This is a genomic window from Flavobacterium davisii, assembly GCF_042182265.1.
GTDB classification, from domain to species: domain Bacteria; phylum Bacteroidota; class Bacteroidia; order Flavobacteriales; family Flavobacteriaceae; genus Flavobacterium; species Flavobacterium davisii.
The window spans coordinates 1,526,466-1,550,731 of sequence record NZ_CP097869.1 but is presented as its reverse complement, the minus strand read 5'-3'; the positions used below and the strand labels follow the sequence as shown (position 1 = coordinate 1,550,731).

Genomic DNA, 24,266 nt, shown 5'->3' with positions numbered 1-24,266 from the left:
TAAACCTTAAAACCATTTGATTATGAGAACTAAAAATTTTATTATTGCTTTATGCAGCACTTTTGCATTACTGATCAGTTGTAATAAAGATGAAAATGAAAATTTATACACACCTGAGATTACCAAAGATGACATGTCTGCTTCTGTAAAAACAGATGCCTTTGTTGAAGATCTTTCAACAGTAGTCCTTGAACAACTAGGAGAACTTAATTTAGCAGCCAGAATGATGTCTACAGAAAGACAAACTCCTTCTTGTGCTGTTGTAAGTATAACCCCACAAGCCCCTTATACTTCTGGACAAACAATTAGCAAAACAATTGATTTTGGTTCAACAGGTTGTTCTATGCCAAATGGCAATACGTTAAAAGGTAAAATAATCATTAAATTTACTTACCAACCTAAAGCCACCTCTCACACAATTACTTATACTTTCGAAAATTTTTCTCACAACAATGTAAAAGTAGAAGGAACAAGAACCATTACAATTACAAGAGGTACCTCAGCAGCAAATCCTAATGAACATTTAATATTTAAGATTGACTTAAACTTAACTGTTACTTTAGAAAATGGTAAGATCTTAAAAATAACAGGAACTAAAACCAGAGAAATTATTCAAGGACAAAACACTCCTGAGTTATCAGATAATGTTTATCAAATTACAGGAAACTGGGAAACTGTTTTCCCAAGTGGAACTGTAAGATTAGCTGAAATCACTTCTCCTTTAATCGTAAAATCAAATTGTTTTTATATTACGAAAGGTATTATTTCTTATACAAAATTAGACAAAACAGCAGCTGTTTTAGATTTCGGAAATGGAGAATGCGATGATAAGGCTACATTGACAGTCAATGGTCAAAATTACATTATTTTCCTTGGAAAATAGTTCGTTTTATTAACCCTATCAAAAGAGAGATTATTTTCATTACAATAATCTCTCTTTTTTTGATCCCTTAAAATTCAAAAACGCCTTTCAGTAACAGCTCAAAGAGGAACTATTGACATGCTTCATTATTCATTTAAATTACTTACACAGCATTTTCATACTACTAGAACACCAATCTTCCCCAGCGATCGCCTTAATATTCTCAGTCTTACTTGTTGAATAATAATATAAAAACGAACCTCCCTTTTTCACTAAAATCATTAGTTTTGTTTTCAAATTACAGTTACGCTATGTCAATAGAAGTTCAAAATATATCTAAAAATTACGGTTCCCAAAAAGCATTAGATTCCATTTCATTTTCGGTTAATAAAGGAGAAATTGTGGGTTTCCTAGGTCCTAATGGTGCGGGAAAATCGACATTAATGAAAATCCTTACCACATTTATCAGCACCGATGGTGGCACCGCTAAAGTCAATGGATTTGATGTAACAACAGATGCTCTTCGCGTTCAAAAATCGGTGGGGTATTTACCCGAACACAATCCGTTGTACTTGGATTTGTACGTAAGAGAATATTTGACTTTTAATGCCGATGTGTATAAAGTTGCCAAAAGTCGCATTGATGAAGTCATCGCTTTAACGGGATTAACCCCAGAAGCACATAAGAAAATTGGCGCATTATCAAAGGGTTATCGTCAGCGTGTGGGACTGGCTACGGCTTTATTACACAATCCGGATGTATTGATTTTAGACGAACCTACTACAGGTTTAGACCCAAATCAATTGGTTGAAATTCGTGATTTGATTAAAAACATAGGCAAAGACAAAACAGTTTTTCTTTCTACGCATATTATGCAAGAAGTGGAAGCGATTTGCGACCGTGTCATCATCATCAACAAAGGGAAGATAGTAACCGATAACAATATTGAAAACTTAATTTCTGAGGTTGCCGAGCAAGTAATTGAGGTGGAATTTGACCAAACCATTACAGAAACTCAGTTGGAAGTATTAGCTGATTTGATCCAATCTTCAAACAACGGGAACACTTGGGAATTGACTTTTACTACTAACGAAGACCGTAGAACTCAGGTATTTGATTTTGCTCAAGCTAATGGTTTAAAAATTCTGCAACTTTCTTTGAAGAGTAAGAACTTGGAGCGTGTGTTTAGGGAGAAGACTAAATAAATCTTCAAAACTTTTTTGTATTTTTGAATATAACAACACAAAATGAATTTATTAGAAAGTCATACTACCGAGATTTTCAACCTTTGTAAAGCGCACAAGGTAAAGACTTTGTATGCTTTTGGCTCTGTATTGACTGATAAATTTAACACCGAAAGCGATATTGATTTAGTTGTCGATTTTCTACCGTTAGATGTACTCGATTATGGAGACAATTACTATGATTTGAAGTTTTCATTAGAAAACACCTTCAAAAGAAATGTCGATTTATTAGAAGAGAAAGCCATTAATAACCCTTATTTTTTAAAAACATTAAATCAGCATAAAAAATTGATTTATGGATAACCAAATAAAGGCTTGGCTTTACGACATATTAAACGCTATCAATGAGATTGAGAGTTTACTTACCAACATTACAAACTAAAAATTCATATATACAATGGAAAATTTTTTCAACAAAAAATATTCAATAAAATTAATTTGGCTAATTTCTTTTATTTTCGTTATTCTAGCCTCTGGAATTTTTATATATTTAAAGTATATCTCTAATTGGTCTACAAAAGACGCATTTGATTATACATCAAAAATCACACTTACAATTTTAGCATTTTTAACATTAATTTATCATCTTCACAATTTAGAAAACCAAATAAAAACACAACAAAAAAGCAATCAACAAAATTTAGCAAAGTACACTTATGATATTTGCTCTGACTTCAGAAAGCCAGCAATGATGGATATAAATGAAGATTTAAGACAACTAATTAAAACCCAAGAGCAAAATTTAGAGAAAAATAAAATTAAAGAATTTGTTGATTATATAGATAAAGAGGAAAATCTAAAATATAGAAAATCTTTAATTATTACTCTCAATTATTTTGAAAGCATTTCGGCTATGGTTTTAGCTGGGGATTTAGACAACGACATTGTCAAAAGACTTTTTGGCAAACTTTTTGGTAGATATTATTACAAACTACAGCACTACATAGAGTTTCGTCAATTAGAAAGTTAGCTGTAATTGTAAAAAAGCCGAGAAAAGGTATAAAAACAGAGAGCGTTTTCTAAAAAATTAAATAAGAAAATGGAAAAGAATACTATTGCTACAGATAAATATATAGCAGGAGTAGATGATTATAACAAAGATAATAACACTTCTTCAAGCAACTTTAAAATACAAACTTTACAAAAAGAATTTTTAGATAAACTCAGAGGGATGACAATTCAAGATGCAAAGTTTGTATTAGAACCAGTAATAAATTATATAAACAAAAATTCTATAGTTGATTAATCATTTCTTGAATTTCATGTACTGTCATGTCTACATCAAACTCTTTTCCACAAGAGAGACGTAGTATTGTTTTATTTTCAATAATTGCAGTATAAAAGAAAGTTATTTGACTTACATTAATGTAATAAGTTTCTGTGTCTTTTGCACGAAGTTTAAGTGTTTTCATAAGTATTATAATTAAAAATTAGTTTTTGAAATTTTGAGAAAAAGTGTTGTAAATTAATTTGTTGTGTTTATATTTGCATAGTGTTTAAAAGAACCTCCTGCGGGAACAGGAGGAATAAAAGCTGAAAAGCCCTTCGGAAAGCACTTTTATATTAGTAAGGTGTGGAAACCTTAGTTTGTTCTAGTTTCTCTTAGAAGAACTACTATTAAAACCAAAATAACAATAAGAGGAGTATACTCTATCATTTAATTTTCTAATTGTAATTAATAAACGCAGTTTCATTCAATGGAACAAGGAGAACTGCCTCACCTTTGGTAGTAAAAACTATTAAAGTAGTTGATTAGTAACAACAAAAAACACGACTTCTACATAGGTAATAAAAATCGTGTTTTCCGATAAAATTGTTCTGTGTTTATAGACTTTTTCTCAAATTTCTTATTTTATTTGTGCAATTGTACGAAAATAATTTTAAATTAACAAATTATTTTGTATAAAATCACAACAACAGCTAACAGCGGTTTTGCAAGATGCGGAGAGCAGTCTTCAATTTAAAAATCAGTTTGTACCTGCGGAGTACAGTAAATAATTAATAATCAGTGCTTTTCGAGTTCCGCACCTCGCAAAGCCACAAAACGTAGTAAAAGCTGGGTGAATTTTGAAAAACTTTCAAAAAAATGGAAGGAGGATACAAAATCTTAAAAAAAAAGTATACATTTGACGTATAGAAAAGAAAAAAAACAACTTAAAATCAATGATATGAAAAGAGTAAACATTATAGTTTTAGATTATGATGGTATCTAACCATCTTTAGTCCATAATAACACACCCCAACTAACCGTTGGGGTTTTCGTTTTTAAACACTCAACATCATTCACTTATTAATTTCAAAACAAATTAAAACACCTCCTCTGCAATCGCCTTAATATTCTCAGCCTTCCCCATAGAATAATAATGCAAAAAAGGTACTCCTGATTTAACTAACTCCTTACTTTGCTGAATACACCATTCGATACCGATTTGTTTTACTGCTTCATTATCTTTGGCTTTTACCACAGCCATAATCAAATCGTCTGGTAAATCGACTTTAAAGCGATGCGGAATCAAATTCAGTTGTTTTTTGGTTGCAATGGGTTTTAATCCTGGGATAATAGGCACTGTGATACCTGCATTTCTGCATTTTTCGACGTATTCAAAAAACTTTTGATTGTCAAAAAACATTTGGGTAATGATATAGTCCGCGCCATTTTTTATTTTTTGTTTCATAAAATAAATGTCGCTATCCATACTTGGTGCTTCCATATGTTTTTCGGGATAACCTGCAACACCTATACAAAAATCGGTTGCATTGGTATTCTGCAAATCGTCATCTAAATAAATCCCTTTATTCAAATTACTAATTTGAGTTACCAATTCTGAAGCATAGGCATTTCCTTCTTTTTCGGCTTTGAAATAAATTTCACTTTTTACCGCATCGCCTCGTAAAGCTACCACATTATCAATCCCTAGGAAATCTAAGTCGATTAGAAGGTTTTCTGTATCTTCTTTAGTAAATCCACCACATAAAATATGGGGTATGGCATCGACATTATATTTATTTTGAATCCCAGCACAAATACCCACTGTTCCTGGACGTTTTTTTACAATTTTCTTTTGCAACAAACCGTTTGACAACTCTTTAAATTCGTATTCTTCACGATGATACGTCACGTCTATAAACGGCGGATTGAATTCCATTAATGGGTCAATCCCATCAAATATACATTGGATGTTTTGCCCTTTTAAAGGCGGTAATATTTCGAAGGAAAATTGCGTTTTCCCGTTTGCTTTTTCTATATGTTCGGTTACTTTCATAAGTCAGCCCCTTGTCAAAGCCTCCCCAACCCCTCCAAAGGAGGGGCTTAATGGGACGCACAACTACCAAGAGGAAATAGTTTTAACATTAAAATTTTTTATTAGGTTCAACGCCCTCCCCCTTAGGGGGAGATGGAGGGGGCCAACCATTTCGTTGCTTCTTCTACTGAAATTCCACGGCGTTTCGCATAATCGGCTACTTGGTCTTGTTTTATTTTTCCTAATCCGAAGTATTTACTTTGTGGGTTAGCAAAATAATATCCTGAAACGGAGGAAGCTGGCCACATTGCCATACTTTCGGTTAGTTTGACTCCTATTTGATTTTCCACGTCTAACAATTTCCAGATAACTGGCTTTTCTAAATGGTCTGGACACGCGGGATAGCCTGGCGCAGGACGTATTCCTTTGTAGCTTTCTTTTATTAATTCTTCGTTGGTTAAATTTTCATCCGAAGCATAACCCCAAATTTCTTTACGCACTCTTTCGTGTAAATATTCCGCAAAAGCTTCTGCCAAACGGTCGCCTAGTGCTTTTACTAAAATCGAATTGTAATCGTCTAAATTTGTTTCGTATTCTTTTGCTTTTTCATCCACTCCAAAACCTGTAGTTACACAAAAACACCCCATATAATCTTGTATACCAGTTTCTATTGGTGCAATAAAATCGGCTAAAGCAATGTTAGGTGCACCTGCTGTTTTCACACTTTGTTGGCGTAAGGTTAGAAAGAGCCCCCTAGCCCCCACACGAGCAGAAGCGAACTGGCGAAGCAAAGGGGGAACGACCAACTTTACGGATAAACGTTGTCTAATTTTTTCAATAGTTTCGAATAAATTGGTTAGAACTTCCTTATTCGTAAATCTAATCACTTCAAATCCTTTCGATTCCAACCATTCAGTCCTCAATTTATCGTGTTCTATTTGCTCTTGAAGATTATGAATTGCTCCATCCACTTCAACTATCAAGTTTTTCTCTAAACAAACAAAGTCTACAATATATTGGCCAATGATATGTTGTCTTCTAAACTTAAAGCCACCAATTCCTTTATTAGATAACACTTTCCAAAGCATATTTTCAGCATCAGTTGGCTGATTACGCATTTCCTTAGCTCTAACTTTTAATTCTTCATAAAGTACTGGATTTGCAGTTTCCCAAAATTGCTTGGACACAACGTTTGGAGCCCCCCCCTTGGGGGCTAGGGGGCTCACTTCGATATCATCATCATTCACTGTATTAGCAGGAAAAATTCCCAAAATCCCTTTTGCTGTAAACCATTTTTCAGAAATGATTTTTTCTAACATATTCTGTGCATCCAAAAACAAATTAGAAGCTTGTTCGCCCACTACTTCATCAGTGAGAATTGCTGGATATTTACCATATAATTCCCACGACTGAAAAAACGGTGTCCAATCGATATAACTTACCAATTCTGACAGCTCAACTTCAACTATTTTTGTCCCAATAAAATTTGGTTTTACTGGTTTATAAGCATCCCAATCGATTAAGAATTTATTTTTACGTGCTTCTTCAATAGAAAGAAAATTCTTTTCTCTACTTCTATTCAAATAACCTTCGCGCAAGGTATTGTACTCTTCACGCAATGATTTTGCAAAATCTAACTTTACCTCTTCCTGCAGTAAATTAGACGCAACCGTCACTGCTCTTGACGCATCGTTAACGTGAACAACAGTCGATTGATATTCAGGTGCAATTTTCACAGCTGTATGTGCACGTGATGTAGTTGCCCCTCCTATCATTACAGGAATTTTGATATTTAATTTATCCAATTCTTTTGCTAAATACACCATTTCATCTAAGGAAGGCGTGATTAAACCACTTAATCCTATAATATCCACCTTTTCTTTGACAGCTGTTTCTATAATTTTCTCTGGTGGCACCATTACCCCCAAATCAATTATTTCAAAATTATTACAAGCTAAAACAACTGAAACTATATTTTTCCCGATATCATGAACATCGCCTTTTACGGTTGCCATTAAAATCTTGCCGGACTTGCCTGCCCCCCCCGCCCCCGAAGGGGGAGCTACCAACTGTACGTTCAATTCGTTGCGAATAATTTCGATGGTATCAAATAGATGATTTAAAACTTGGTTGTTTTCAAATCGAATGACTTTGAAACCATTTTTTTCAAGCCATTCTGTTCTGAATTTATCGTGTTCTATCTGTTCTGGCTGATTATGTACAGAACCGTCAACTTCAATTACTAATCTTTTTTCTAGACAAACAAAATCGACTATATACTCACCAATTATATGTTGTCTTCTAAACTTATATTCATCAATACCCTTAGCAGAAAGCACATTCCAAAGCATTTTTTCTGCTTCTGTTGGATTATTACGCATTGCTTTTGCACTTTCTTTGAGTTTCGCGTATAGTGTTGGACTTGCAGTTTTCCACGACTGTTTGTCAACTCCCCCTTCGGGGGTTGGGGGGCTGATGTACGGCATTAAATAAGCCACCGCTTTTTTCATTACTCGAGCGGATTTTACCACTTGTGGTAAAAACATTTTACCTGAACCAAATAAATCACCAACTACATTCATTCCATTCATCAAATGATTTTCAATCACTTCAATTGGTCGAGTTACTTGTTGGCGTGCTTCTTCAACATCTGTTTCGATAAACTCATCTAATCCTTTTACCAAAGAATGTATTAACCGTTCCTGGACTGAACCATTTCTCCAAACAGCCTCTCCCCCAGCCCCTCTCCGAAGGAGAGGGGAGCCGTCGCCTTTAATACGTTCCGCATACTCTAATAATCTTTCAGTAGCATCATCACGTCTATCCAATAAAACATCCTCAACATGTTCTAGTAATTCTTTATCAATTTCATCATAAATCTCGAGCATTTCAGGATTTACAATTCCCATCGTCATACCGTGATTAATGGCGTGATATAAAAATGCTGAATGCATGGCTTCACGCACTTTGTCATTTCCTCTAAATGAAAATGAAACATTACTCACCCCGCCCGAAATATTTGCATACGGAAGATTTTCGCGAATCCATTTAGTAGCTAAAAAGAAATCAATGGCATTGCGTCGATGTTCTTCCATTCCTGTAGCCACAGGAAAGATATTGGGGTCAAAAATGATATCTTCCGCAGGAAAACCTACTTTATCTACCAAAATATCATAGGAACGCTTACATATTTCAATACGACGTTGATATGTATCCGCCTGTCCAACCTCATCAAAAGCCATTACAATTACTGATGCTCCGTAACGCTTGATTAATTTTGCGTGATGGATAAACGTTTCTTCTCCCTCTTTTAAGGAGATAGAATTCACAACACCTTTACCTTGAATCACTTTAAGACCTGCTTCAATAATTTCCCATTTAGAACTATCTATCATTACGGGAACTCTTGCTATATCAGGCTCAGATGCAATTAAATTAAGGAATTTGGTCATTGCGTATACACCATCCAGCATCCCTTCATCCATATTCACATCAATGATTTGCGCACCACCTTCAACTTGAGCTCGTGCAATATCAAGTGCTTCATCATATTTTTCTTCTTTTATTAGTCGAAGAAATTTACGAGACCCTGTAACATTAGTACGCTCGCCTACATTTATAAACAGCGCTCGACCAGCCTCCCCAACCCCTCCAAAGGAGGGGCTTACTGATGCGTCAACACTAACCGCAGTTTCCATCACTTGATTATTCAACTCTGCTGGATATACTTTAAGTGGTTCAAGACCTGAGAGCGTCAATGCTTTTTTAGGCGGTGCTACAACTCCCCTTTTGGGGGTTAGGGGGGCAACTGCTTCTGCAATTAATTTTATGTGCTCTGGAGTTGTTCCACAACAACCACCGATAATATTGACTAAATTTTCTTGCAAATATTCTCTTATGAGTTGTTGCATTTCTTCTGCAGTTTGGTCGTATTGTCCAAATGCATTAGGCAAACCTGCATTAGGATGTGCAGAGATATTTAATTGTGTATTGTGTGCTAATCTTTTCAGATAGGGCTTTAACTGGTCGGCTCCTAAAGCACAGTTAAAACCAACACTCAGCAATGGAATATGTTGGATTGAAATTAAAAAAGCTTCCACGGTTTGCCCCGATAATGTTCTTCCGGAAGCATCTGTAATTGTACCAGAAACCATTACAGGTATATCTAATTTACGTTCTTCCTTTACTTCTTCTATCGCAAATAAGCACGCTTTAGCATTCAGTGTGTCAAAAATGGTTTCTACTAATAATAAATCGGCACCACCATCAATTAAAGCTTCTACTTGCTGACGATACGCTAATTTTAACTCATCAAAAGTAACGGCTCTATAACCTGGGTCATTTACATCAGGCGACATAGATGCTGTTCTATTAGTTGGACCAATGGAACCCGCAACAAATCTAGGTTTATCAGTAAACTCATCTGCTACTTCGCGAGCAATTTTAGCCGATTGATAATTTAGTTCATAAACCAAATCTTCCATATGATAATCCGCCATTCCGATGGTGGTTCCTGAAAACGTATTGGTTTCTACTATATCGGCACCTGCTTGAAAATACAAACGATGCACTTCTTTTACCGCTTCAGGTTGTGTCAGAGACAGTAAATCATTGTTCCCTTTTAATGGATGCGGAAAATCTTTAAAGCGTTCGCCTCTAAAATCTTCCTCCTCAAACTTATAACGTTGCAACATAGTCCCCATAGCTCCATCGAGTACTAGGATACGTTGCTTTAAAATTTCTTGAATGAGCACACTTGCTCTTGAAGAGGTTGCCCCTTTTTGATTTATATCACTCATTGACATTACATTTCTTATCATTCAAAACGAGTACTATCCGTTTGAAAACTTTATTTTACAAAATGGTTTAAGGAATTGTGCTTCCAAAAAATTTGGAAATTTTACACAAAAAAACGTTATCAAAAAGGGGAGAGATTATCTCTGGGTTATCTTTATCAATTATTAAAAGTGATTCTGAAAAACACTTCGACTCCGCTCAGTGTGACATCAAGAATGACAAATAATTGATTAGAATGTAGCACCTTCTACAAGTGTAGGGTTGCTAAGCGTTCACAGGGTCTATTCCCTCCCGCTTTCGTGATAACAACATTAAACTTATGAACAGGGCAAAGATAATTCACAAAATGTAAATTTGAAAATTTTTCAGAAATTTACTAATTATTTTTGAATTACATTTTATTTTTTCTGTAAATATAAAATTACACAAAATTATTTTCTAAAACAAAAACTTAAAAGTGATTATTTACCACTGGGTTTTATGAATTAAATCTAATTATAAAAGAAAAAAGAACACGAATTATTATGCAGGCAACAGCCTTTTAAACTTTTAAACCTTCAAACAACCTTTAAACCTCCACCAATTCCCTTACTTTCAATTGTTCAGCTACTTTAAGCACATCCGTTAAAACCCCGCGGGCAGTAACTTGCTTTCCTGCTCCTGCGCCTTGAATTACTATAGGTATAGCTCCATACGAATCGGAATAGATTTCTATCAAATTATCTGCTCCGCGTAATTGTCCTAAAGCTGAACTCGTAGGAACTGAAACTAATTTGACCGAGAGTTCTTTTTGCTCTATATCAAAATCCCCCACATAACGCAATACATGTTCGTCTTGCTGTAGCAATTTTTGATTCTCAAAAGGAGCATCTAAAAGTTTCTTGGATTTATGATAACTTTTCACTGGCAATGAAACTAATTCTTCGGTCAGTAGCGATTGTATTTTTATGTCCGAAAACTCAAAGTCATATCCCAACTCACGAGCCAAAATCAGAAGTTTACGCGCCACATCATTTCCATTCAAATCCTCGCGTGAATCGGGTTCCGTCAAACCTTGAGTTTCGGCATCTTTTAAAATACTCGAAAAAGAAGCATCCTCAACACCAAAACGATTAAAAATATAACTGATAGTACCCGAAAAAACACCTCGTATTTTGGTGATTTTTTCTCCAGCCAAATGCAAATCTTGAATCGTTTGTACTACTGGCAACCCCGCTCCGACATTCGTTTCATACAAAAATAACTTATCAAACTTCTTCAATTGACGACGCAATTCTTTATAAAAATCAAAATGAATCGTATTCGCTTTTTTATTTGCCGAGACAATATGGAATCCATTTTGAACCAATGGAATATAGTGCTTTATTATATCTGAACTCGCTGTAGCATCAACTACGATTAAGTTTTCCAATTCATTTTCTATAACATAATCAAAAATACTATCCAAATGAAAAGGCACAGCATTACTAGAAAAATCAGCTTCCCATTGATTGCGAACACCTTCTTTTTCATAAAACGCCACCGTGGAATTGGTGATTATTGGCACACGTAAATCGATATTACGCTGTTCTAGAAAAAATTGCTGACTTTCTAATATTTGTTGGATTAATGTACTTCCTACATTTCCTATCCCAAATAAAATTACATTAACTCTGATAACTGACATTTTTAGTTGTTTTAAAATTAAAAATTGGCCATAAAATTTGCCCTAACTGTTCGTATTCTATTAAAAAAGCATCATGGCCATGCACTGAATTTAGGGTATGAAGAAAAAGTGCCTTGTATTGTTTACAAAAACGACGGTGCAAATTTTCGTTTTCATACGCCACAAAGAGACCATCCGAATCTATAGCTACTTGATGAATGACTGCAGTAGTTTCATTAAAAAAAAGCTGTAAAGCCCTTTCATCTACAGATTTACCAATGGTTCGTAACAAATGATTCATCAATTTATAAGCTGAAAGCGAAAACCGTGTTTGCAATGATTGCCCGTGGAAATCCAGCCAGTTTTCCACAGCGTAAGCATCATTAACATATTCTTGTTGAAATTTCAAATCGATTGACAACGGACTTCGATACAGCATCATGGCGTGTTTTCGTGCGTCCTTAATAGGTTGGGACGAATGATTTAAAATATCATCTTGAATTTTCACATTTGCTATCAACCAATCATTTGCTTTATAATTAGAAGCAATAGGTATCACATATTGCATTGTTTTAGGTTTCAAAAAAGCCATTTCCCACACAATTCCTCCTCCAAGACTTCCACCTATTAGCGCAAAAACGTTTTTAACCCCCAAGTATTCCAGTCCTTCCCAAAAAAGTTTTGCGATATCTCTAGTAGTAAAATCCGTATAATTTTCAATTAAACTCCCTCCTTCAAATCCATTTCCTATGATATTAAAAGCAACGATTGTGAAATGCTGTGTATCTATAGTTTTACCATCTCCAATCAAAGCCTTCCACCAGCCTTTTTCGCCAGCCACATTTGAATTCCCCGTCAAAGCGTGATTTACAACCACAATGGGTGCTGTTCCTAAAGGTTGCCCAAAAGTTTGATAAGTCAAATTCAGAAAAGGGATTCTTTTTTCATTTTCTAATTTGAAATTAAAAACATCTATTTTTTGAAGTTTACTCATTGTTCTTATGGAATTATACTTTCTAAAATTCAATATTGATTGTTAAAAAAAAGTCCTTTTGGAGCTATTACCAAAAGGACTTACAAACACAAACAAACCAAGATTTAAGTCTTTATATACTGATAATAGCTAGGTGATGCACAACAGCACATCATATAATAACAACACATCATTTTTCTAATTGTCAACATTTTTTTCTTTTAAATTATATTCAACAAAAAACCTCTGCTTTTGCAGAGGTTTATAGCTAATTATTTTGATTTGATTATGCCATACTTACCTCTGCGGAAACTTCCACATCATAAAAACCATATTGCAAATCGTTGTAATCATTTTATTTTTCTTTTACTTTTTCAACAGGACAAACTTAGATACTTTTTCTTTTAAAATAAAATTTTTAGATTATTTTTCTAAATTTTATTATTACATATATTATAAGTAGAATTTAAATTTAAAAACATTTTACAAAAGCGTTTAAAAAACTAAAAAAAGGGATTAGATTAGAATTTGATTTATCTACATCAAATAGCAATCCCAAATAAATCAAGCACATGCGCTTTCGAAATCATTGTTTTAATACTCCAAATGGTAACTAACAGGGCTACTAAAAACAAGGCTTTGCGTTGGGGTACTTTGCCTACCAACTTGGCTGCGAGTGGTGCTGCAATGGAACCTCCTATGATTAATCCTGCAATAATAAACCAATGACTTACTCCCATAGAAACAAAAAAGGTAATGGCAGCGGCTAGGGTAACAAAAAACTCGGCTAAGCTCACTGTTCCAACTACATATTTTGATTTCTTTCCTAATGACATTAACGTTGAAGTTACTATAGGCCCCCAACCTCCTCCTGCAAAAGAATCTAGAAATCCGCCAGAAAATCCTAACACTCCTGTAGCGACACTTTTTTTACGTTCCAGTGGTTTTTTACGTAACGCTAATCGAAATAAATTAAGCCCCATGATTAAGGTGTAAATCGATAGTAATAAGTAAGTTTCTTTTTCGTACTTATCCCCTAAATAGACTAACAATAAAGCACCTCCTATAGCGCCTACTACTCCTGGTATGGCTAACCAGAATAATAGTTTTTTGTTTACGTTCCCAAATCTATAGTGGGAAAATCCGCTGATACCACTGGAAAACATTTCGGCGGTATGAATACTACCACTGATGGCTTTTGGACTGATTCCAAAGAGCATCATACTGGTCGAACAAGTCAATCCGTAACCCAAACCAACAGCACCATCGACTAATTGCGCAACGAAACCTACAGCTAACATGATATAAAAAGCAGTGGGTATTTGGCTCGTAAAATCAAGCATTTGATCAATAGAGACTATCCCTGAGAAACCATAACCTACAAAAACAGCAAAAAACACAATGGATAATTGAAAAGCTAATTGCTGGTATTTTTTATTTGTTTTTTTTCCTTTTTTAGGACTTAGTGCTTCTGTGGCTTGGTTTAACACCTCTAATTTTTCTTGAAAATCGCCTTTAACAGAATCACGTAAGGTATTTAAACTATCTAAATTTTCGTCTATCGAATCAGGAATAATATCGGTAAAAAACTCTCGCATTCTACGAGCTAATACAGGCGATTTCCCATTGGTTGAAATCGCAATTTTCATATTGCCTTTATTCACAATTGAACCTAAATAAAAGTCACATAAATCGGGTTGATCTGCTGCATTGACTAAAATTTGCTTTTGATTGGCTAATTTTTTAATATTTTTATTTACTTCTGTATCGTTAGTAGTCGTAATGACAAAATCAATATCTTCTAAATCTGATTCCTGAAAGGCTCTTTCTTCAAATTGGATAGAAGGTTCGTTTTTGAGTTTTAATAATGTCGTATCAAAAATTTCTTTTCCTACTAATTTAATAGAAATATTAGGGTTTTGTTTTAACAATGTTTCTGTTTTTTCTAAGGCAACATTACCCCCACCTACAATAAGGAATCGTTTGCTTTCGGTTTTTAAAAAAACGGGAAAAAGTGTGCTATTATCCATAATTGTTATTTACTTAAATCAATATTGTGAAAAATAGAAAAACGAATGATATTTCTATCATAAAACTCGTTACCTGTAGTTTTTTGTTGAAACCAGTTCATGTAACCCAGCTCTATTGAAAAATTCTTGTCAAATTTATAATTTAATGCGGTGTATATTCTATTTTGGTCAAAAACATTTTTAATAATTTTGCTTCCTGCATTAAACATTACCTCATCTTTAATTTTGAAGATTAATTTTTCTTCCTTTTCTTTTTTAACCAATGGAAAGTCAAATCCTAACTGGTATCTAAATCGGAAATTAGAAAATATAAATCCTCCTTTTAATTCGTTATTCTCCGTTTGATGAAAAAATCTTGCTTCTAGTTTATATCGATGATTAATAGAAAAGAAACTGTATTTTTTCTTGGAATTAAATCCGATGTCAGGACGTAATTCAGGGACTATCAATTTACTTTTTGATTCGGGGTTATTGGGGCTTTGTAAAAACAACACCATCCCTACTGAACCATTAATATTATCAATTAGCTTTCTATCTAAATTAGACCTGAACACCAATTGATGTTGTGCCGCTGGATTGTAAAATTGTCTTTCTTGTATCTCTGAATGTAATGTCCAATTGGAATTAAATTTTAATTGGTTGTAATATCCATACCACAATAACTGCTGGCTTTCGACTTTATTTTGTGCGAAAGTGAGGCTGGATAAGAGTAGGAGTAAAAGAGTTTTTTTTTTCATTTTTAAGTCGCACAATGTCTCACTAAGTTTTGCACAAAGTTCCACAAAGAATTTATCTATTTTAAACCTAACAGGTTTTGGAAACCTGTTAGGTCTGTCATCATTAATTTAATATCACTCGGTTAGTGTAATCCCCAAAGGTTTCACCGTCCAATTTTTCTTGGATGTAGCGTCCTAATAACACATCTATTTCTGCTAAAATTTGCGCTTCGGTTTGTTTTTCTTTGTATAGCTTATTTAAACGTAATCCGTAACGATCGCCTCCCAACATAAAGTTATATTGCTCGGGACCTGTACCTATGAATCCTAATTCAGCCACATACGGACGACCACATCCATTTGGACAGCCTGTCATACGTATAGTTAGTTCCTCTTCTGATAAACCGTGTTTTGCTAAAAGTGGTTCAATTTTAGTAACTAAAACAGGTAAATAACGTTGTGCTTCGGCAAGCGCTAACGGACAAGTAGGCATTGCCACACACGCCATAGAACTTTTACGAATGTTACTAACGTTTTTCTCTATGTCGTAGTTAGTTAATAAAGCTTCAACTTTTGCTTTGTTTTTCGTTGAAATTTCGCCTAACAGTAGATTTTGGTTACCTGTAAAAATGAAATTATTTATATTCAATTGTGCCAATTCATACAAAAAGGCTTTTTGCTCTGGTTTTATTACACCGTGCTCTACAAATAGCGTATAATACCATTGCTTGTCAGCACTTTGTTCCCAACCGTAACGATCATTACGTTCGGTGAAGGTATAAGGACGCGCTGGTTCTAGTTGGAATCCGATGCGTTTTTCTAATTCGGCTTTGAAACCTTCCACCGTCATTTTATCGACGGTATATTTTAAACGAGATAACTTACGTTCTACACGATTTCCAAAATCACGTTGTACTGTTAATACTTCATACACCGCTTTTAAAGTTTTCTCTTCGGTATCTGTAAAGCCTAACACATCCCCTAAACGTGGATATGTTGAAGCGTTCCCGTGGGTTGTTCCTAAACCACCACCCACTACAATATTGAATCCTTTTAATTCGTTGTTTTCGATAATGGCAATGAGTCCCAAATCGTTTGTAAACAAATCGACATCGTTACTTGGCGGAATCGCAATGGCTATTTTGAATTTACGAGGCAGGTATCTGTTTTCATACAACGGATCTGCTTCTGCCGAACGCTCATAAATTTTTTCTCCGTCGATAAATACTTCGTAATACGCTTGTGTTTTTGGCAACAAAAGAGTTGAAATTTTATCGGCATACGCGTGAATTTGTGCATGCAACGGAGACAATTGCGGATGCGAACTAGCAATTACATTTCGGTTTACGTCGCCACACGCTGCAATAGAGTCAAGTTGTGCCAAATTAAATCCTTGGATTGTAGGACGTAATTCGTGTTTTAACAATCCGTGTAACTGTACCGTTTGGCGGGTTGTAATTTTTAAGGTTCCTGTTCCGTACTGTTCTGATATATTATGTAAGGCGATCCATTTTTCGGCATTGATAATTCCTCCTGGAATACGCAAACGAATCATAAAGGAGTATAATTTATCCAATTTTTTCGCTGCTCTTTCAGCACGTCTGTCTCTATCATCTTGCACATACATTCCGTGAAACTTTACCAATGTTTCATCGTCTGGTCGCACATTTCCTGTGTGGTTATCGATATCGATACTTTCTTTTAGCGTCCCTCTTAATCCGTCGCTATTGATTTTTATATATTCTACTGGTGATAATTTGTCGCTCATAGTCTTTTTTAGCCATTAGCCATTAGGCAATAGGCATTAGTTTTAAGTTATACTGTTTAGGCATTAGGCAATAGTTATAAGTTATACTGTTTAGTCAAGAGCATTAGTAAATTTAAGCATTACTTATCTCACTTATGGCTATTGCCTATTGCCTATTCACTTTATCTTCTAATAAACATCCTTTTGATATTTTCCTTGTTCTTCTAATTGGTCTAACACTTCTTTTGCTTTTTCAACCGAGATATTTCTTTGTGAAGCGATTACTTCAATAATTGTGTTTTCGACATCTTTACTCATTGGGTCTTTTTGGCCACAGATGTAAATAGAAGCGCCGTTTTCTAACCATTCGTTAAACTGGCTTGCATTTTCTTTGATGCGATCTTGTACGTAAATTTTACGCTCTTGATCTCTAGAGAAAGCTGTACTTAATTTGGTTAACACTCCTGTAGATAACCACTCTTGAATTTCGGTTTGGTAATAAAAATCGAAAGCAAAATATTGTTCCCCAAAGAATAACCAGTTTTTCCCTTCGGCACCAGTAGCATCACGTTGTGCTAAGAAGCTTCGGAAAGGTGCAATACCTGTTCCTGGACCAATTAAGATAATATCGGCATCCTCAGCAGGTAAACGGAAATTGTTGTTTTTATGGATGTAGAAATCATAATCGGTATCCAAAGGATAATCCGCAAGAAACTGAGAAGTCAATCCTGTTTTTACACTATCCCCTACTTTAAAACTATTCAAATTCACCGTTAAATGCACTTGTCCGTCGTGTGCTTCGGCAGCAGAAGAAATTGAATACAAACGAGGTGCAATAGGATGCAATACAGCCACCAATTCTTCCAAAGCACCCTTTTTAGGTTGGTATTTTTGGATAATATCTACTAAATCGGCTTTTTCTTCTGTAATTTCGATTTCAAAAACTTTGGCTAAATTTTCTAATGATTTTTTAGATAGGCCACGAATGTTTTTATCCTGAAGAATAGCCACATCAGTCACTTTGAAATAAGAAGCTATGCTTTGTAATTCGGTTTCGTTATTTTTCGGAAGTAACCCTAAAGCATCTCCAGGTTCGTAGATCACTTCTTCGTTAGGCGTTATTTCGATATGATAGGTTTCTTTATTCGAACCTCTATCATTCAATACGATTTTATGCGAAATTTGTCCGGTAAAATTCTGCTTGTGCGATGTTGTTGCTACCGCCGATTTTACAACCGCTGGTATTGCCGTTGAAGCATTTCCGAATGCATTTTGCAAATCGGTTTCCCAAGTTGGAATTAAACTCGCGTAATCCACATCGGCTTTCACCAATGGCAGTAAACGTTTTGCACCTTTTTCGGCTAAAACTTCATCTAGTAACACACCTGCATTACAGAATAAAGGATATGAAGAATCACCCAAACCGAAAACCACAAACGACAATTTATCAAGTTTACCATTGAACGCTTTGATGGCTTCGTAAAAACCAACGGCATTTTGCGGAAATTCGCCTTCGCCTTGTGTACTTACCACAAATAAAACGTGGGTTTCTTTTTGGAGTTTCGCCAAATCAAATTGGGCAACATCCACACTTTTTGCTTGAATTTTATTCTTTTTGAAAGTGGCTTGAATTTGAGAAGCTACTTTTTTAGAATTACCCGTTTCAGTACCATAAACAATTAGTGGTTTTACGGCACTAGCAGTAGTTTGAACTGGAGGAATTAAACCCGTGGCTTGAATTCCGAAATTCTTTGCTAAATATCCTGCTAGATATCCTTTAGCATAAATCAGTTCTTCATTGGTAGCATTTTGAACCAATTGTTGCAATAAAATGTTTTTAGTTTCAGATAGCATTTTGATAGATAGTTTTATGATTATCGAAATAAGATTCGGTGTTGTTTTTTTCAGCGAACCAAGCATATTGCTGGTGAAGTGCTACCACTTTACCTACCACAATTAGCGTTGGCACATATTCAAATTCAGGTAACGGTTTTGTGGTAATATCCTCAAAACTAAACACCTTTGTTTTTTGATTCGGTGTGGTGGCTTGTTGGATGACTGCAACCCCTTTTTCAGGATCGATATTTTGTTCGATTAATTTTTGTGCCAACACCTTTAGTTTTTGACCACTCATATAAAACACCAGCGTATCAGTAGTTGTTGCCCAATCAGTCCATTGTTGACTTTCCACCTTTTCCAACTCATACAAAGTCAAAAATCGAAGTCCGCGAGAATACCCTCTTGCCGTTAAAGGCATACCTGTATAAGCAGCGGCGCCAAAAGCAGCAGAAACCCCAGGGATAATTTCATACGGAATTTCATTAGCTACTAATACTTGTAATTCGTCCAAAATATTCGAAAACAAGGTCGAATCGCCCCCTTTTAAGCGAAGGACCAATTTTCCTTGTTGGGCAAAAAGCACAATCAATTCGTTGATATCTTGTTGTGGTGTCCAAACCCCTTTAGAACATTGCTTTCCTACATACACAATTTCGGCATCTTTACGTGCATATTCTTCAATAAGTTCAGGCGAAACGAGTCGGTCTGTTAAGACTACATCTGCCTTTTGCAAGTATTTCAAAGCTTTTAAACTGATCAGCTCGGGGTCACCAGGACCTGATCCTGCTAAGATTACTTTTCCTATATGTTTTATACTTCTTTCCATTTTTTTAGGCATGAGTTATCCCTGTCGAGCCAATTTTGACCCGATGGAGAATGTTTTTTTAGACCTAACAGGTTTTAGAAACCTGTTAGGTTTTTTCGTTAAATTTTATTGATTAAAACAATCCTTCGATTGAAAGGTATCGTTCGCCTGTATCGTAATTAAAGGTTAATATGGTAGCGTCATCTGGTAATGTGGCTGCTTTTTTAGCTACTGCGGCTAAAGAGGCGCCTGTTGAAATTCCAACCAAAATCCCTTCGTTTTTTGCAATGTTTCGGGCATATTCAAAAGCATCGTCTTTACTTACTTGAATTACTTCGTCAATTAAACCTGCTTGATAAATTTCAGGTACAAAACCAGCTCCTATTCCTTGTAATGGGTGTGGTGATGGACTACCGCCGCTTAAAACAGGAGATAATTCAGGTTCTACCGCAATTACTTTTAGGTTAGGGAATTTTTCTTTAAGTATAGAAGCAACTCCTATTATATGTCCGCCAGTACCTACCCCTGTCATGATATAATCTAATCCATCAGGAAAATCGACCATAATTTCTTGTGCTGTCGTACGTTTGTGTACCTCAACATTTGCTTGGTTATTAAATTGTGAAGGTGACCAAGCGTTTGGCGTAGTAGCCACCAATTCGGCAGCACGCTCAATAGCGCCTTTCATTCCTTTTTCGCGAGGAGTTAAATCGAATGAAGCTCCGTAAATTTCCATTAATTTTCTACGTTCTACACTCATTGATTCTGGCATTACGAGAATGACTTTATATCCTTTTACAGCTGCTACTAATGCTAAACCAATTCCTGTATTCCCAGAAGTAGGTTCTATAATTACGCTGTCTGGTTTTAATACTCCTTTTGCTTCTGCATCTTCAATCATTCCTAATGCAACACGATCTTTGATACTGCTCCCTGGATTGTTTCTTTCTAATTTTATGAAGACGTTTTTGTTACCGTATAATTTATTGATTTTAACAACAGGAGTATTTCCTATGGTTTCTAAAATAGTATTTGCTTTCATTTCACTAAGTATTTTTTTTAAGGAGTTCGATACTGTCTCCTTTCAGGCTCGAATCCTATTACCTTATCACTAATTACTTTCCTCTTTTGTCTTTTCTACTATTGCCTTTTTCTTAAATCACGTAATTAAGCGGTTCTGAGAATTCGCTTTTTAATTTAATTTTAATTTCACTTTTATGGTACACCAAAGTATTTTCTGGCACTGATTGGGTTAACCAAACGTTACCTCCTATTACCGTTTTTTTTCCTACTACTGTACTTCCGCCAAGTATTGTAGCATTCGCGTAAATGGTTACATCATCTTCGATTGTTGGATGTCTTTTTACCGAATTAGCTTCTTTTGAAACGGATAAAGCGCCCAACGTTACACCTTGATAAATTTTTACATTTTTTCCTATTTTAGTAGTTTCCCCTATTACAATTCCTGTTCCGTGGTCGATAAAGAAATTTTCGCCAATTTCTGCTCCTGGATGGATATCAATACCTGTTCGACTGTGCATATATTCTGAAATTACTCGAGGAATTACAGGTACATTTAATTTCCAAAATACATTAGCAATCCGATAGACTGTTATGGCAAAAAAACCAGGATAAGCGACAAGTACCTCTTCTTTTGACTTAGCTGCTGGATCAAAATTAACAATGGTTTCCAGATCATTTAAAAGAACGTAGTGTAAATCTTCTATTTGTTCGAAAAAAAAGTTAGCATAGACCACAATTTGATTGGTATCTTCTACCGTTTTGGCTAGGATATTTTGTAATTCTATTTGAAGCAACTTTTCTTTATTTTGAAAAAACCGATAATTATTGTATTCTTGATTGATATCAAACAACCAATTAATGAGTTCATCAACCCATTTTTCAACTTGATTTTTGTTGATTGGATTTTTTGCTCTTTCTTGATTTTTAATATAAATTGAGTACGACATATTATAAGAACATTAAAGCACCAACGGTGTTGTAAGTGGTTTCATCAATAAGAATGGCATTTCCTGTTTTTGAATTTTGAGTAAATGAGTCGATAAACAAGTACTGATTGGTGCGTAAACTAATTTGGGCAATATCATTTAGTTTAACCGTATCTCCTTCTGTAAATTGCCATTCGTTTATATTCCATTTGCGATTTACTTGTTGCACTTTTACACGAACCGTTTTAAAGCGATGTTGTAATAGATAGGTTTTGCCCACTTGTAAGTCGGTGTTATCCAACCACGATACCCAAGTATCTATTTGGTTGGTTTCTTTAGGTAGTTGATTATTTAAAACTATGGTGTCTCCACGGCTAATATCAATATTGGCACTAAAATGTAATACTATATTATCTCCCGCTGTTACTTGCTCCATCTTTTTTTGATTTTTCTCAATTTTAACAATCGTAGTTTCAATATTAGCTGGAAATATTTTAACCTTATCGCCTACCTTATAAGTTCCACTTAACACAGGTCCTGCATACCCTCTATAATCATGATTTTCTTCATCTTTAGGACGGATCACCCATTGCACTTGAAAACGAGCGGGTAAATCATCCGTTGAATCGATTTCTACACTTTCTAACGTTTCTAAAATGGATTTCCCTTTATACCAAGGCGTATTTTCAGAAGTATTTACCACATTATCACCCACTAATGCACTTACTGGGATGTATTGAATTTCATTGTAATTCAATTCGTTTTTTATCTTTTCAAAATCTTTTTGAATTTGATTGAATGTTTCTTCAGAATAACTTACTAAATCAATTTTATTAATTGCGATAATGGCTTTTTTAATTCCCATTAAGGAACCAATACTCGCGTGACGTTTCGTTTGCTCTGTAATTCCTTTACGAGCATCGACTAAAATGATAATTAAATCGGAGTTTGATGCTCCCGTAATCATATTTCGTGTGTATTGCTCGTGTCCTGGTGCATCTGCAATGATAAATTTTCTTTTTGATGTGGAAAAATATTTATAGGCTACATCAATAGTAATTCCTTGCTCTCTTTCGGCACGAAGTCCATCTGTGATTAAAGATAAATCAATATCAACGCCTTCTTGCTTGGTTTGTTTTTGTAGAACCCCTAATTGGTCTGTATGTATACTATCAGAATCGTATAAAAGTCTACCTATTAAAGTGCTTTTACCATCATCTACATTTCCTGCTGTTATAAATCGTAATGTGTTCATTTTATTTCTTTTTAGGCATTAGCCAAAAGGCAAAAGCCATTAGTTCTTAAAAATATCCTTGCTTTTTTCTGTCTTCCATAGCGGCTTCGGAAAGTTGGTCGTCCAAACGCGTTTGTCCTCTTTCGCTGATTCTTGTTTGAATAATATCATCAATAATATCATCAATGGTTGCTGCTTGTGATGGAACGGCTGCGGTACACGTCATATCGCCTACAGTTCTGTATCTTACTCGCTCAACCACTACTTGATCTCCAGCTTGTGGCTGAATAAATGCTGAGGTTGCCACCAATTTGTCTTGGTGGACGATACATTCTCTATCGTGTGCAAAATATAAATTAGGCAATTCGATATTGTATTTTTTAATGTAGTTCCACACGTCTAATTCGGTCCAGTTACTAATAGGGAATACTCTTACGTTATGTCCTTTTTGAATTTTTCCGTTTAAGATGTTCCACAGTTCAGGCCTTTGTAATTTAGGATCCCAAGCTCCAAAATCATCACGAACCGAGAAAATTCTTTCTTTAGCTCTTGCTTTTTCTTCATCACGACGGGCACCACCTATACAGGCATCAAATTCATTTTCTTGTATGGTATCCAATAAACTGTAGGTTTGCAAAGCATTACGTGATGGAAAACGACCTGCAGTTTCTTTTAAATTGTATTTTTTGATACTGTCTTCTACGCTACCTACGATAAGTTTTTCTCCAATTTGAGCTACTAGTTTATCTCTAAACTCTATAGCTTCAGGAAAATTGTGACCTGTATCGATATGTACTAACGGAAAAGGAAATTTTCCTGGTCTAAATGCTTTTAAAGCTAAGTGTATTAATACAATTGAATCCTTTCCTCCAGAGAATAACAAAGCAGGTTTTTCAAACTGAGCGGCTGTTTCACGAAGGATGTAAATGGCTTCGTTCTCTAATTGTTCTAAGTAATCTATATTTTTTTCCATTTTTATTTATCTCAAATTTTTCACGTAGACTTTTACAAAATTAAGCACTAAGTTACGCAAAGATTTTAACCATAAAACACGAAGTCTCACTAAGTTTTTTAACCGCAAAGTGCGCAATCATTTACGCAAAGGTGAATGGTTAAGTTTTTAAGTTCAATCATCTATTTTCTTTTGGCTAATGGCTTTCCACTTTTTCTAAATTCTAATTTC

General features: G+C 35.0%; 19 protein-coding genes and 1 riboswitch. Of the genes, 5 read left to right on the top strand and 14 right to left on the bottom strand.

From position 1 onward, the window contains the following. The first annotated feature begins 22 nt into the window (after window positions 1-22). The 5 genes from NAB20_RS06450 (at window position 23) to NAB20_RS06430 (ending at window position 3,352) form a co-directional block, all read left to right on the top strand. A complete protein-coding gene (locus NAB20_RS06450) occupies window positions 23-883 on the top strand; it encodes a hypothetical protein (RefSeq protein ID WP_235878528.1) in 861 nt (286 codons plus the stop codon). Between the two features lie 290 nt (window positions 884-1,173). After that, complete coding sequence (gene gldA, locus NAB20_RS06445; protein WP_375605724.1) at window positions 1,174-2,067, top strand: gliding motility-associated ABC transporter ATP-binding subunit GldA; 894 nt, start codon at window positions 1,174-1,176, stop codon at window positions 2,065-2,067. A 42-nt stretch (window positions 2,068-2,109) separates the two neighbouring features. Next, window positions 2,110-2,409, top strand: a complete 300-nt coding sequence (locus NAB20_RS06440; protein WP_375605723.1) for a nucleotidyltransferase family protein — start codon at window positions 2,110-2,112, stop codon at window positions 2,407-2,409. A gap of 94 nt (window positions 2,410-2,503) precedes the next feature. Beyond that, window positions 2,504-3,076 carry a hypothetical protein gene (locus tag NAB20_RS06435; protein WP_375605722.1) on the top strand — a complete coding sequence of 191 codons (573 nt, stop codon included), beginning with the start codon at window positions 2,504-2,506 and terminating at the stop codon, window positions 3,074-3,076. A gap of 69 nt (window positions 3,077-3,145) precedes the next feature. Next, window positions 3,146-3,352 (top strand): hypothetical protein, encoded by a 207-nt coding sequence (locus tag NAB20_RS06430; RefSeq protein ID WP_375605721.1) that lies wholly within the window; start codon window positions 3,146-3,148, stop codon window positions 3,350-3,352. Here NAB20_RS06430 and NAB20_RS06425 read toward each other — a convergent pair. The 14 genes from NAB20_RS06425 to cysD all read right to left on the bottom strand — a co-directional run bounded on the left by NAB20_RS06425 (window position 3,339) and on the right by cysD (window position 24,056). Further along, window positions 3,339-3,518 carry a hypothetical protein gene (locus tag NAB20_RS06425; protein WP_375605720.1) on the bottom strand — a complete coding sequence of 60 codons (180 nt, stop codon included), beginning with the start codon at window positions 3,516-3,518 and terminating at the stop codon, window positions 3,339-3,341. The genes NAB20_RS06430 and NAB20_RS06425 overlap by 14 nt on opposite strands. 894 nt (window positions 3,519-4,412) lie before the next feature. Continuing rightward, window positions 4,413-5,369 carry a methylenetetrahydrofolate reductase [NAD(P)H] gene (gene metF / locus NAB20_RS06420; protein ID WP_375605719.1) on the bottom strand — a complete coding sequence of 319 codons (957 nt, stop codon included), beginning with the start codon at window positions 5,367-5,369 and terminating at the stop codon, window positions 4,413-4,415. 122 nt (window positions 5,370-5,491) lie between these two features. Beyond that, on the bottom strand, window positions 5,492-10,147 hold the full coding sequence (locus tag NAB20_RS06415) for a vitamin B12 dependent-methionine synthase activation domain-containing protein (RefSeq protein ID WP_375605718.1): 4,656 nt from the start codon (window positions 10,145-10,147) through the stop codon (window positions 5,492-5,494). A gap of 201 nt (window positions 10,148-10,348) precedes the next feature. Then, window positions 10,349-10,454: riboswitch (SAM riboswitch) on the bottom strand. A 259-nt stretch (window positions 10,455-10,713) separates the two neighbouring features. Then, on the bottom strand, window positions 10,714-11,811 hold the full coding sequence (locus tag NAB20_RS06410) for an aspartate kinase (protein ID WP_375605717.1): 1,098 nt from the start codon (window positions 11,809-11,811) through the stop codon (window positions 10,714-10,716). Further along, the gene (locus tag NAB20_RS06405; RefSeq protein ID WP_375605716.1) at window positions 11,792-12,784 is read right to left on the bottom strand and encodes an alpha/beta fold hydrolase; all 993 of its coding nucleotides are present in this window, start codon (window positions 12,782-12,784) and stop codon (window positions 11,792-11,794) included. The genes NAB20_RS06410 and NAB20_RS06405 overlap by 20 nt, the downstream gene beginning before the upstream one ends. Window positions 12,785-13,305: 521 nt before the next feature. Next, a complete protein-coding gene (locus tag NAB20_RS06400) occupies window positions 13,306-14,793 on the bottom strand; it encodes a TSUP family transporter (protein WP_375605715.1) in 1,488 nt (495 codons plus the stop codon). Window positions 14,794-14,798: 5 nt separating this feature from the next. After that, the gene (locus NAB20_RS06395; protein ID WP_375605714.1) at window positions 14,799-15,530 is read right to left on the bottom strand and encodes a DUF2490 domain-containing protein; all 732 of its coding nucleotides are present in this window, start codon (window positions 15,528-15,530) and stop codon (window positions 14,799-14,801) included. Window positions 15,531-15,633: 103 nt separating this feature from the next. Next, window positions 15,634-17,277 (bottom strand): NADPH-dependent assimilatory sulfite reductase hemoprotein subunit, encoded by a 1,644-nt coding sequence (locus tag NAB20_RS06390; protein ID WP_375605713.1) that lies wholly within the window; start codon window positions 17,275-17,277, stop codon window positions 15,634-15,636. A 168-nt stretch (window positions 17,278-17,445) separates the two neighbouring features. Continuing rightward, the gene (locus NAB20_RS06385; protein WP_375605712.1) at window positions 17,446-19,110 is read right to left on the bottom strand and encodes a sulfite reductase flavoprotein subunit alpha; all 1,665 of its coding nucleotides are present in this window, start codon (window positions 19,108-19,110) and stop codon (window positions 17,446-17,448) included. After that, a complete protein-coding gene (gene cobA, locus NAB20_RS06380) occupies window positions 19,100-19,921 on the bottom strand; it encodes a uroporphyrinogen-III C-methyltransferase (RefSeq protein WP_375605711.1) in 822 nt (273 codons plus the stop codon). The genes NAB20_RS06385 and cobA overlap by 11 nt, the downstream gene beginning before the upstream one ends. A 112-nt stretch (window positions 19,922-20,033) precedes the next feature. Then, entirely contained in the window at window positions 20,034-20,942 is a 909-nt protein-coding gene (cysK, locus tag NAB20_RS06375; RefSeq protein ID WP_375605710.1) for a cysteine synthase A, read from the bottom strand. 112 nt (window positions 20,943-21,054) lie between these two features. Further along, window positions 21,055-21,870, bottom strand: coding sequence for a serine O-acetyltransferase EpsC (gene epsC / locus NAB20_RS06370; RefSeq protein WP_105195375.1), 816 nt, complete (start codon window positions 21,868-21,870; stop codon window positions 21,055-21,057). Between the two features lies 1 nt (window position 21,871). After that, window positions 21,872-23,104 (bottom strand): sulfate adenylyltransferase subunit 1, encoded by a 1,233-nt coding sequence (locus tag NAB20_RS06365; RefSeq protein WP_105195374.1) that lies wholly within the window; start codon window positions 23,102-23,104, stop codon window positions 21,872-21,874. A 46-nt stretch (window positions 23,105-23,150) separates the two neighbouring features. Then, complete coding sequence (gene cysD / locus NAB20_RS06360; RefSeq protein ID WP_105195373.1) at window positions 23,151-24,056, bottom strand: sulfate adenylyltransferase subunit CysD; 906 nt, start codon at window positions 24,054-24,056, stop codon at window positions 23,151-23,153. Window positions 24,057-24,266 lie beyond the last annotated feature (210 nt).